15 protein-coding genes are annotated in these 12,302 nt (G+C 29.7%); all 15 read right to left on the reverse strand.

Features of this window, described 5'->3' with window-relative positions; translation table 11 throughout:
- Positions 1-5: 5 nt before the first annotated feature.
- The 15 genes from NMK29_RS20780 to rfbA all read right to left on the reverse strand — a co-directional run bounded on the left by NMK29_RS20780 (position 6) and on the right by rfbA (position 12,287).
- On the reverse strand, positions 6-854 hold the full coding sequence (locus tag NMK29_RS20780) for a glycosyltransferase family 2 protein (protein WP_159092152.1): 849 nt from the start codon (positions 852-854) through the stop codon (positions 6-8).
- Complete coding sequence (locus NMK29_RS20785) at positions 851-1,654, reverse strand: 6-hydroxymethylpterin diphosphokinase MptE-like protein (RefSeq protein ID WP_108802668.1); 804 nt, start codon at positions 1,652-1,654, stop codon at positions 851-853. Before NMK29_RS20785 ends, NMK29_RS20780 begins: the two co-directional genes overlap by 4 nt.
- Positions 1,655-1,658: 4 nt before the next feature.
- On the reverse strand, positions 1,659-2,246 hold the full coding sequence (locus tag NMK29_RS20790; RefSeq protein WP_254097285.1) for a hypothetical protein: 588 nt from the start codon (positions 2,244-2,246) through the stop codon (positions 1,659-1,661).
- A gap of 182 nt (positions 2,247-2,428) precedes the next feature.
- The gene (locus tag NMK29_RS20795; protein ID WP_108802666.1) at positions 2,429-3,796 is read right to left on the reverse strand and encodes a hypothetical protein; all 1,368 of its coding nucleotides are present in this window, start codon (positions 3,794-3,796) and stop codon (positions 2,429-2,431) included.
- Entirely contained in the window at positions 3,797-4,735 is a 939-nt protein-coding gene (locus NMK29_RS20800; protein WP_108802665.1) for a phosphoglycerate dehydrogenase, read from the reverse strand.
- 9 nt (positions 4,736-4,744) lie between these two features.
- Positions 4,745-5,395 (reverse strand): HAD family hydrolase, encoded by a 651-nt coding sequence (locus tag NMK29_RS20805; protein ID WP_108802664.1) that lies wholly within the window; start codon positions 5,393-5,395, stop codon positions 4,745-4,747.
- 2 nt (positions 5,396-5,397) lie between these two features.
- Positions 5,398-6,084, reverse strand: a complete 687-nt coding sequence (gene pgl, locus NMK29_RS20810) for a 6-phosphogluconolactonase (RefSeq protein ID WP_108802663.1) — start codon at positions 6,082-6,084, stop codon at positions 5,398-5,400.
- Complete coding sequence (locus NMK29_RS20815) at positions 6,084-6,962, reverse strand: NAD(P)-dependent oxidoreductase (protein ID WP_108802662.1); 879 nt, start codon at positions 6,960-6,962, stop codon at positions 6,084-6,086. Before NMK29_RS20815 ends, pgl begins: the two co-directional genes overlap by 1 nt.
- Positions 6,963-6,966: 4 nt before the next feature.
- Complete coding sequence (locus NMK29_RS20820) at positions 6,967-7,752, reverse strand: HpcH/HpaI aldolase/citrate lyase family protein (RefSeq protein ID WP_108802661.1); 786 nt, start codon at positions 7,750-7,752, stop codon at positions 6,967-6,969.
- Positions 7,733-8,194, reverse strand: coding sequence for a YhcH/YjgK/YiaL family protein (locus NMK29_RS20825; RefSeq protein WP_108802660.1), 462 nt, complete (start codon positions 8,192-8,194; stop codon positions 7,733-7,735). The genes NMK29_RS20820 and NMK29_RS20825 overlap by 20 nt, the downstream gene beginning before the upstream one ends.
- Entirely contained in the window at positions 8,191-8,859 is a 669-nt protein-coding gene (locus tag NMK29_RS20830) for a cytidylyltransferase domain-containing protein (RefSeq protein WP_108802659.1), read from the reverse strand. The genes NMK29_RS20825 and NMK29_RS20830 overlap by 4 nt, the downstream gene beginning before the upstream one ends.
- Complete coding sequence (gene rfbD, locus NMK29_RS20835) at positions 8,856-9,728, reverse strand: dTDP-4-dehydrorhamnose reductase (protein ID WP_108802658.1); 873 nt, start codon at positions 9,726-9,728, stop codon at positions 8,856-8,858. Before rfbD ends, NMK29_RS20830 begins: the two co-directional genes overlap by 4 nt.
- Positions 9,729-9,761: 33 nt before the next feature.
- On the reverse strand, positions 9,762-10,808 hold the full coding sequence (locus NMK29_RS20840; RefSeq protein ID WP_108802657.1) for a hypothetical protein: 1,047 nt from the start codon (positions 10,806-10,808) through the stop codon (positions 9,762-9,764).
- 73 nt (positions 10,809-10,881) lie between these two features.
- Complete coding sequence (gene rfbC, locus NMK29_RS20845; RefSeq protein ID WP_108802656.1) at positions 10,882-11,427, reverse strand: dTDP-4-dehydrorhamnose 3,5-epimerase; 546 nt, start codon at positions 11,425-11,427, stop codon at positions 10,882-10,884.
- Positions 11,428-11,429: 2 nt separating this feature from the next.
- The gene (gene rfbA / locus NMK29_RS20850) at positions 11,430-12,287 is read right to left on the reverse strand and encodes a glucose-1-phosphate thymidylyltransferase RfbA (RefSeq protein ID WP_108802655.1); all 858 of its coding nucleotides are present in this window, start codon (positions 12,285-12,287) and stop codon (positions 11,430-11,432) included.
- Positions 12,288-12,302: the final 15 nt, after the last annotated feature.

The following is a 12,302-nucleotide window of genomic DNA, read 5'->3' on the forward strand; positions in this document are numbered from 1 at the left end:
TTTTATCAAAATGTCAGAAATCCTTTTAATCTAGTAGCTAAAAAATAATAATACATTTTAGTCTTTTCAAAATTAAATTTGAAAATATTAATAACCATACCTCCTAGAGGGGATACAAGCATATAATACAATGCTGTAGGTAATATAAATATTAAATGCTTTTTAAAATATGCTCCATGCCCTAATGCATGTTTTTTAATTTTTTTAATTATTAATGCAAAATTCAAATCAGAATGGTCTGGATGTAAAACCTGTAATTTATCAGTAAAAAAGGCCCTACTTTTTCTTTTAAAAAATTGGGTCACAAAATCAAACTCTTCACAACTACTGTGTCTTGTCCCCAAGCCTAATCTTTCATCAAATCTAATATTCTCATAATTTTTACAAAATATTGAAATGGAAGTTACTGTTTTAAAAATATCATTTTTAAAAAATTCAAAATCCCCAGATACTTTTTTAGTATAAGGAAGTTTTTTAAGAGAAATGGTATCTCTAGTGTCGATAGCCAAAACATCAATTTCTGATTTCTCTTTAAAAAAAGCATCCACTCTTTTTAGCAGGTTATTTGTATATAAGCAATCATCGTCAGGAAATGCAACAATATGCCCTTTAGCAGCGTCTAATCCCACATTTCTAGCTTTGGAAAGACCTGGTGATGATTTAAGGTAATTAAACGAAAAGTTCCAATCTTTACTATCTAGCAATTGCTTTACGCTTTGATCTTTGTTTTGGTCAACAATGATTAACTCAAAATCTTCGTATTCTTGTTCATTAATTGAGAAAAGAAATTCTTTAATTAAAGGAATTTTTTGAGTTCCATAAGTGGCCAATATCAAACTAAAAGTCTTTCTCAAAATAAAGAATTATAATTAACTCTATCAAAAATTTCTAACTTTCCTCCCTCAGTTGCATTATAAATATTTCTACCGTCCAACTCAAACATTAACTTAGCCATCTTGTAGCTTTTCAACACATTATGTAGTTTCGGATCGTGCCATTTTTTACCTTTTCCAAAATAATCAGGATGAAAATGGTTTACATCATCTTCAGTACTTTCAAAAACGTGTCCGTCAATTTTTAAACTATCAGGAATATCATAGTTAAAATCCATTCCTATCAAATAAATTTCCTTAAAGCCCAAATAGTAAGCTAATTGTAAATTAACTATAGTTACAGATTGACCACAAAAAATTCTATCGGAACATTCAGGGGAAAATCTAGGAATCTCAAAATATGAACTTCTCTTCTCGTAAAAAGATCTATCCATATTAAAGAAAAAAGTGTTTTCTCTATTCTTAATATCTTTTTTATAGATACTAGGAAAAAAATTATACTCACATTTAAATTGATTAATTTTCTTTTTATTATCATTCATTACGGCTCCATCTTCAACAACATAAAATGTTGGTTTATAACCCATCTCCTCCGTTTTGTAAAAAATCCCATTAACTGCAAAACTACTTTCATTATCCAGTTTTGAAAGATCCATTTTATTAAGCGACGGGCCATTACCTAAAATAAAGCATCTTTGTCCTTCAAATTTATTTTTAAGTTTTTTAATCTTTTTCTTATTATACCCAAAAATAATTCCTGGTTGGTTTAAATACCAAAGCGGAAGATTCTTCTTGACAACGTTCTTAAGTAGTTTTATCATTATTCTATACTATTTTCTTTAATTCGTTTTCTATTAATTTCATTCCATCTGGTGACATATGAATATTATCACAAGTATATTTATGCACCTCCTCCATAGAGAATTTAGTAAAATCAATTACTCTAACTCGATCACTAAGCAATCCTTTCATCACAATACTCTTATCATTAACCACATTGATATTTACAGGACGATCTCTTTTGTAATTTCCTCTCCAATTAAGATCTACTGGATTGCAAGTTATCCAAATTAAATCATCTATTTTATTAAACTCTTCTGCAACCTTATTAATTAGCTCTGTCGGTAATAATGATGTAGTATCTTCATTCATATATTGTTCTGGATAGATTTTAATATCATTAACTTGATAAAAAAACTCTTTATCAAAACAATTTTCTATTTTATTTTTCTTCAAATTTAATATCCCTTCTATTTGCGAAGCTGGTCTTGGTGAAAAATCTACCACACCAATATGCGCTATAACCGCATGGTATTTTTTATGCTTAAGTTTTTGATATTTATATAAGAAATCAAAAACCGTAGTATGTTTTTCTGGGCATATAAAAACATCACAATTATAATTTTTAACCAAATAGGATAAATAAGAAGAGAATGGGCTTTTACGATTTTTTATTTGACTAATCTCAAAACCTCTGGAATCAGTATAAACAAATAATTTTTTGGAATTATGATTTTTAAATTTATAAAAAAGCAGATATAAGTAGGTTCGTATGTTCACCAAAACGTATAAAAACTGTCTTATTCTTTTCCTTATTACGCCCATAAATATATAACTGTTGAAGTAAAAATAAGTAATATTAATACTTTTAAAACGCTCTTTTTAAAATAAATACTAATTGAATTATCCATAACCGATAACGATCTTTTTAAAATCACTATTAATGGATATAACACCGATATAATATATGCAAAAGGGATCGCATATAAACCTAGCGAATTTATTGATAAAATTACAATTATTACATAAGACGAAGCCAAAAACAAATAATGTTTGTAATGTTCTATATTATTAGAAAACATCACTACTTGAGAATGCATTGCAGTAAATCTTTCCAGCACAAACATTATAAGTAATGCACTAACCAATGATGCTTCAATAAATTCTGTTTTTGCATTTACTAAAGTCAATGCAAAATCTGCAGAAAACGCTAAACACAATATTCCTATAACGAATAATACAATAGACCAATCTAATCGTTTATATGCCTTATCTGCAGTTTCCTTTATCCTTCCTTGTTTGAATTTTTTTATGAATTCCGGAAGATGAGAATAAAACGGTGCCCAAGAAAATTCACTAATAATTTGTATCAATCTTAAAGAAAACAAGTAAGACGCTACAATTTCTACACTCAAAAATTTTGGTATAATAATGCTTATAAAATTATTTGCGCCATTTGAAGAAAAAGAAATTAAAGCAGATTTCCAAGTAGGCTCCCAATACTCCTTAAGAATGTTTTTGCTATAGCTAAATTGAAACACATTAAACTTAAAATTTGTGACACTTTTTAACAGAATAATATTTTTAATACTATTCAAAAGTATAGCTACCTGATTTACCAAAACAACAATGTAAAAAGGAAAATCCAACAAAATTGAAACAATTGTCACAATACCAGTCATAAAATACATAATTGCATTCCAATTGTTAAATAATGACACCTTATTGAGCCCCTTAATAAATGCATCATTTTTCTTCAGAAAGAAATTAATTGGCATTATTACACAAATAATACTATATGATGTTAAACCATCAGAAATTCCATTTTCATTTACTATTTCAAGGACAGAAAAGTTACCTACAAAGACTAAAAAAATTAGAACAAAAATTAATAATACAGAGAAAACTGTATTCATGGAGCCGTAAAGTTGACGAAAACTATCAGAGAAGCTATTCTCATTAGTATTAGCAACACTATAAGCCGTGAATCTTATGATAGTGGAAGAAAAACCAACATCAAAAAGATGCGCAAATCCCTGAATATTAGCATATAAATACCACAGCGCGATTTCACCAACTGAAAACCTATTTATTATTAGTGTAGTAAGTAATAATAAGATCAATATTTTTGATCCAAGAAAAACCCAACTGGAAATAGTGGGGTTTTGGAAAAACTTCTTCATTTAATTATTATCAACTAGCCTTATCAAATTATTTACTGCCATAGACCCCTGTCTTTGAACACTTTGATATGTTCTAGATCCTACGTGAGGTGTGATTATAATATTATCAACTCCTCTTAGAACTTCATCTTCAAGCATTGGTTCGTGAGCTAGTACATCGGTAAGGTATCCTTTTACTTTTTTCTTTTTAAGTCCATCAATCAGCGCTTTAGAATCTACTAGCATCCCTCGGGCAGTGTTGATCAAAATTGGTTGTTTTTTAAGCTTATTAAATATAACTTCTCTACTTATTAAATGTTCTGTTTTTGGCGTATGCGGTAAATGAAGACTAATTACATCCGCTTGTTCATAAATTGTTTCAATAGATTCTACAAAAGTAACCTCGTCATATTTCGTTAAAAAAACTTCATCTTTATGGATGTCAAAACCAAGTACTCTCATTCCTAATGCGCTCGATTTTTTTGCCAATTCTTTTCCTACTGCCCCCAAACCTACTATACCAATTGTTTTTCCTTCAATCTCATTACCAACCCATCGTTTCCAACTTCCAGATTGTACAGAGTTATATTGTAAGTGTACATTTCTTTCAAAAGTGAATAATAGTGCTAGTACATGTTCCGAAACTGAAACTTGGTTAACCGCGGGACAATTAGTAACAGGAACATTGTATTTTTTTGCTGCATCAAGGTCAATACGATCCAATCCAACACCATATTTACAAATATATTTAAGCTTTCCCTCAACCCCTTTTTTGATAACAGCTTCTGTATACTCATCATCTCCACAAATAACTGCATCATATTTTTGAATAACAGATAGTAATTCCTCTTCTAAAATCGGACCTCTTAAAGTATCAACATCAAAGCCTTGACTATACAGTAAATCTTGATGTACGCCTGGAGTATCCTGAAAAGATGTTGTTGTTAATAGTACTTTCATTACCGTATATTATATATGCTCGTTAATAATTAATTCTAATTCTGAAAAATCTTTGAAACGCATCCCATCGTAATTTTTAAAAATCTCTTTGTTTTCACTATTTTCTCTAAGTGCAAAATGAAGCTTTGAAAAATCAGCAGCGTCCTGATCTGTAGTAGCGTCTCCTAAAAATAAAGTTTCGTTTCGTTTTAAATCGTGTTGCTTCAATAAATACTCCGTCCAATACCTCTTATTTTTAGGTGAACCGTGAATACCAATAAAATATTCAGTTAGTTTTCTTTCTTTAGTTATAATTTCTATCTCTGTGGTAGGGGTTCCTGTTATGACCCAAAAATTTAATGACTGCGAATATTTCTCTATAAAGGCCTTTGCGCCTGGAACTTCATCCGAATGAATAACTTTATCTAGTACTAGATTAGAAAATTCTTGCGCCAATTCTTGTACTTTCTGTTCGGTAATATCCTTGTCGAAAAATGTTTTCTCCCAATACCTAAACTTCTCATATCTAGAAACTCCTCCGTTATTTATATGATATTCTACAACTTGATCAGCAATCTTTTCACCATAAGGAAGATACATCTCTTTAAAAGCATCTGTCTTAGCACTTACAGATTCCGCAATTACTCCATCAAAATCAAAAAATATATTTTTAATTATCATTTCTATTCTGTTTCAATAATCCAGTTTAAGTCACTCCTTTTATCCACAATTTTCTGCATTGGATAACTCGTATTTTTTTGAGTATATAATTGATCAAAAACTTGTTTCTTATTTCTTCCTTTAATTAACACTACAATTTCGGATGTATTTAATATTACAGGGTACGTTAACGTTATTCTATTCGTTTTTAATTTAGAAACATAATTTATCACAACTATTTCTTTTGTTTCATTTAGAGCATCAGTACCCGGAAATAGAGAAGCCGTATGACCATCTTCGCCTATTCCTAATAACATTAAATCAAATACAGGTAATCCTTTATCATCAAGTTTAACTCTATTTAGAATATCACTCTTGTAATCCATAATAGATTCTTCAATACTTAGATCCTCATTGATCATAGAATAACTATGAGATACTATATGATCATAAAAAAGACCTTTTATTGTACCGTAATTACTCTTAGCATCATGAAGAGGTACGCACCTTTCATCCACCATAAAAAAATGAAAACGATCCCAATGTAAATTCTCATTTCTTAATTTTTGAAGAATTGGCATTGGTGTAGTCCCTCCAGAAAGAGCAATCGTTATCTTTTCCTTAGATTTCTGTAAGTTATTCAGTTTTTCAACTAAAAACTCTAAAGCTATCTGATCAAAATTAGAACTTGATGATTCAAAAACATTCATTATTTAGTATTGTATACGGCCCTCACACATTCTAAAAGGCCTTGTCCCATATCAATATGAGGGTTTGCGACTAATTTTTTACTTACACTCGGTTCAAACGAATATGGTGTAAACTTGTAATGATTATTATAACCCGATTCGTTACAAGAAATAACAACATCATTATTAAGTATCTCATTTATCATCTGAAACATTTCTATCCTCTTCATCCTTTCAGTTCCTGTAAGTATAACGTGTAAATTTTTAAAAGAATCTGACTCAATAACATCTACGGATAGTTTCGCTGCATCAGCGGCATGAATATACTCTCTAATTTCGTTACCGTCTCCGTGATGATTAATTTTTCTTTCGAGAACTGCCTTTTTTACCAAATTGTATATATAATTATTGTCGTAAGATCTTTCTGAATACACAGATCCGTATCTAAGAATGACAAAAGACAAATCATACTTCTTATTATACTCTTCAATAATCTTTTCAGAAGCTAATTTACTAATACCATAAAAAGAACCTTTATTACTCATTGCATAAGCACTACTTGCATATACAAACCTTTCTACCTTATGTTTCACGCATTGTTCTAAAACATACATGTTTCCAATAACATTAAGGTTAATTGTCTTAATTGGAAACTTTATTGCATTATCTAGGTTTGCAAATCCAGCAAGATTATACACAATATCATAATTATATCGCTCAAAAACACTCGTTACTTCATCTTCTTTAGATATGTCACATTTAATATATTCTACACTATTCTTAAGTTCTTCATTTTGAACAATATCAGCAACAATAATATCATATTCTCTGTTTAGCAATTCTTTTACCAAATAAAACCCTAGAAAACCAAACCCTCCAAAAACTAGAACATTTTTCATTTTTTTAAAGTTTAGATTTTAAAAGTTTCATCTGCTGTCTTGCCATGTCCCCAAGAAAGAAAAAATCAAGACTAAACGCCATAAAGGAATACCCTTTTTTTATTTTTTCTAATGTCTTTTCGTAACTGGAATCTATAACATGAAACCCTAAAGGCTTTCCTAATTTCTTAGCTACTTGATCGACTCTTAATAACGCTTCCTTTACATCTTCTCGATCATACTCTCCTGGATATCCCATTGATGCGGATAAATCATACGGCCCAACTATAATTCCATCTATTCCTGGTACTGCAAATATATCTTCTAAATTGTTAACTGCATCTATATGTTCTATTTGAGCAATTACTACAACTTCATTTTTCACCCATTCTTGATAGGTGTCAAATGCCGTTCCATATTTTTGCGCTCTATTAAGACCTACTCCTCGCTTTCCAACAGGGGGATACTTTACAAAATCCACTGCTTGCTTAGCCTCTTCCTTATTACGTATCATTGGAACAATAACACCATCTGCTCCTGCATCTAGTACTCTTTTTATTGCTACCTCCTCATTCTTACTAACTCGAACCAAAGCCTGCATGTCATTACCTTGAATATGTCCAATAAGATTCATAATAGTTTCAATACTTATTGGAGAATGTTCCATATCAATTGTTAACCATTCAAATCCGGCTGTTCCTAGGATTTCTATTACTGCTTGATGAGGAATAGTTAACCAAGAACCTATTGACAATTCTTTTTTTTGAAGTTTTTCCTTCAGAGGGCTTTTTTTATGTGAAAAATTTTTCATCTATCTTAATAACTATTTTTTTTATATTTTCTATTGTATTATTCACAGGATACTGACATCCGTGAATATCCTGTGGAAAAAACACCGCCATTTTTCCAGGTGACAAATTTAATTCCAAATCAGGTATTCCAATACTTTTATAAAATTGACAATCTATTTCCTTATCATACGTAGCACTTATATTTACCTCCTTAGGATTATATATTTTTATACGTTCATTACCAGAAAGAAGTATTTGTATATCTACTTCTTTTCTATGAGATTCTATTATAGTTGGGTTCACCTTTGTATCATAACTTATTACTTTAAAGTAATATGCATCACATTCATAATAATTACCATTGGGAGTATCAATAGTTAATGTTTTGAGTTTTGAAAATATTTCTTCAAAAATAGGGTTTTGAAAATACTGATCTTTGTTATCTATAGTATCAAATATCATCTCAATAATTTATATAATGATTCGGCTATAATAAAATCTTGCGGCTCGTCTATATCCACAGCTTCCGTTTTATCTATTTCAAACATAAAAGGTTTCGCACCTATTCTTTTACCTCCCGATTTAACAAAGGATTGTTTAGTAAAAATATAAAAATTAGAATTTTCTTCATAAAGTGGTTCCAAATCTTGAGTGCGTAACAATTGTTTCGGATCATGATTAAAAGGAGCTACATTTTGATCATATAACCGAGTCTGAATCCTTGTCACCGAAAAAATAGAGTCATATTTGTTTTGAATATCAAACATCTTCTGTATGGCTCTATCTAGTGTTCCTGTTTTAAGTAAAGGGTTTGTACTATGAGTTTGTATGTATAAATCAGCTTCTATTCTACTAATATCATTTTCAATGACTTTATTCATCGATACTAAATCCCCAATAATTTCTTGCGGCCGATCTAATACTATAACCGAGTCATCATAGTTTTTTTGCACCTCATTTTTTATCCTAGAACTATCTGTATTTATTATAACCTTATCTATAAAACTTGATTCCAATAATGTATCCAAAACTCTTGTGTAAAGTGGTTCCCCACAAAAATCTTTTAGATTCTTATTGGGAACTCTTTCAGAATTACCTTTCATTGGTAAAAGGGCTACTATTTTCATATTTTTTTTAAGTCAACAATTAGTTTTTTCAAACTCTCTTTCCATTCCAAAATATCATTACCAAAAACACTTACAGTTTTTGATTTATCCAAAACACTATACTTTGGTCTTTTTGCCAAAGTAGGGTAATTAGGTGTTTTTTCTAACTTTTTTAAATTGTCTTTTTCTTGTAAAGAAATAATTTCCTTTGCAAAATCATACCAAGTGCCTTTACCGAGGTTACTAAAATGATAAATGCCATATTGTTGATTTTTACTTCCGATTAAATTAAGAATAAAACTAGCAAGATCATTCGCATTGGTAGGTGTTCCTATCTCAGAAGAAGTAATATTTAATTGTGTTTCTGTTTTTGATTTTTCTAAAATTGTTTTATAAAAATTGTTTCCGAATTGAGAATACAACCAAGAAGTTCTAATAATAAAATATTCTTTTAAAATTTCCTGAATATATTGCTCTCCTAGCAATTTAGATTTCCCATATTCATTTATTGGATTTGTAATATCTTCTTCAATATAAGGGGAATCTTTTTTTCCATCAAAAACATAGTCAGTAGATATATGAATCAATCTAATACCATTTACTTTACAAGCTTCTGCTATATTTTTTACTCCTTCTGCATTAATTAAAAAAGCTTCTTCTTGTTCTTTCTCCGCCTGCTCTACATTAGTGTAAGCGGCACAATTTATTATATTATCAAAATGTTTAGCTTCCAAAAAACTTAACATAGACCTTTTATCTGTAATATCTAATTCTTTTGAATCTTTAAAAGTTACTTCTAAACCGAAGTACTTTTTACTGATTAGTTTGATACACTTACCTAACTGTCCATTACTTCCTGTTATCAAAATTCTAAGATTATTTTCACTCATAATCAATTAATTGAGATTTCCAAAAGTTATTTTTTAGCTGTTATAATTTTTCAAATACCTATTCAAAGACAATACACCAAGAAACAATAATGTTAGTCCTATCAAAAACAAGGGTAATAACACCTTTTTCTTAGCAAAAAACTCATTTACTAATCCACCTTTATTAGGAAAATCCGATATAACATTAATAATGTTCTCTGTATTCGCTTTTCTTGTGTTGAGAGCTCGGATTTCACTACTAAGCTCTTTTGATCGATCTAATAAAGTAATTTCTGATCGATCCAAAGCTTTACTTTCTGAAGCCAAGTTAATACTTGTAGTTGATGTATTCTCAGGTTTTTTTAGCTCTAATAATTTTAATTCTTGATAAAATTGCTTCAAAGAATCAACTTGATTTAATTGATCTTTTATTGTTCTTTCATTCAAATCTATATTTAGATCATTTGTCGTTTTTCGCGTACTAAAATAGGAGTTATTTTCAATAGATCTTACAATTGCATTTTGACACTTTTTTGCCACTATTGCATTACTTGATTTAAATTCTATTTTGTGAAACTTAGAGTTTATATCATTGAAATTTTTCAAATAATCTTGATAGTCTACTTCCTTCTGAGAAATTGTATCTAACTCTTTTATAAATTCACTAAATTGTCTAATTTTCTGAGTCTGATCTGAATATGACTCTATAGTAACCTTCTTTATACTTGATGCTTCTTTATCAGATATTTTTAAGGCAGAAGCTAATGTTTTATATGCTTTTTCTTCGGCTAATTCATTATAAAATTCTACATTATTATATAATTGTTGAGCACTATTAAAATTAGGCTCCACAATCATAGATGATCTATATATAGGTTCAGATACTGAATCCCAATACCATCCCATAGCAACTCCAATTACTCCCGCAATAACAAACTTAAAAAAATGAACACGAATAAATCGGAGAAACATTATAATACAATGAAATAGCCTTTTAAAAATATTCTCTATGAAAAGCAAAAATCTATTAAATACCTCTCCAATTAATTTAAACAATTGACCAAGGTCAATTTCTTCAGAAGTGTTTTCTTTATTACTCATAATCGGTAACTATTAATCTTTTTAAAAGTGCCCCAAAGGTACTGTGTTTTAGATAAAAAAAAAGAATTTTATATCATTTATTTAAATCATTAAAGCTTTGTAAAACCCTATCTTTAGGTGATAATAATATTTCTGAGGATTTTAATTTCCAATCAATTCCTAAATTAGAATCGTTAAAAATTATACCAGATTCAGCTTCTTTATGGTAATAATTGTCACATTTATAATTAAAAACCGCTTTATCGCTAAGTACTATAAAACCATGTGCAAAATCTCTTGGAACAAATAGTTGATAATTATTTTGATCATTCAGTTCAATCGAAAAGTATTCTCCAAAAGTTTTAGAATCGGGTCTTAGGTCTACAGCAACATCTAGCACACTACCTTTTGTAACCCTTACCAATTTTGCTTGCGCATATTTACCTTTTTGGAAATGCAATCCCCTCAACACTCCTTTTGAAGAAATTGACTGATTATCTTGCACAAAATCTATTTCTAGTTTTGTCATTTCTTTAAACTTTTCCAAATTAAAACTTTCGAAAAAAGACCCCCTTTCGTCTTCGAATATTCTTGGCTTTATTATAAAACAACCTTCTAGAGGCGTTTTTTCAATTTCCATACTTAATCTAATTGCAATAAATATTTACCATACCCGCTTTTAATAAGTGGTTTTGCTAACTTTTCAAGTTCATTCTTAGTTATAAACTCTTTTTTATAAGCTATTTCTTCAATTGCTCCAATTTTTAGACCTTGTCGCTCTTCTATTACCTGAACAAATTGAGAAGCTTGCATAAGAGAATTAAAAGTTCCAGTATCTAACCAAGCGGTTCCTTTGTCCAAAATACTGACCTTCAACTTACCTTTCTCTAAATAAGCATTATTAATGTCTGTTATTTCCAATTCTCCCCGATCACTCGGTTTAATATTTTTGGCTATTTGAACAACTTCATTATCATAAAAATAAATTCCAGGAACAGCATAGTTTGATTTAGGATTACTTGGCTTTTCCTCTATAGAAATAGCATTCCCTTTATCATCAAAATCTACTACTCCATATCTTTCAGGATCCTGCACATGATATGCGTATATAATTCCACCATTTGGGTCATTATTACTCTCTAATAATTCTTCCAAACCCGAACCATAAAAAATATTATCTCCTAAAATTAATGCTACTTTATCATCTCCAATAAAATTTTCACCAATAACAAAAGCTTCTGCTAATCCATTTGGTTCTTCCTGAACCGCATATTCGAAAACACATCCATATTTCTTACCATCACCTAACAGTTTCTTAAATAGCGGTAAATCTAATGGAGTAGATATTATCAGTATTTCTCTTATACCTGCGGACATTAATGTAGAAAGTGGATAATAAATCATAGGTTTATCATATACAGGCATTAATTGCTTACTAATCGCCAAAGTTAATGGGTGTAAACGCGTTCCTGATCCTCCTGCCAATATGATTCCTTTCATTTTTAAAATTTATAG

It is taken from the genome of Aquimarina sp. Aq107, from assembly GCF_943733665.1.
Taxonomy (GTDB): Bacteria; Bacteroidota; Bacteroidia; order Flavobacteriales; family Flavobacteriaceae; genus Aquimarina.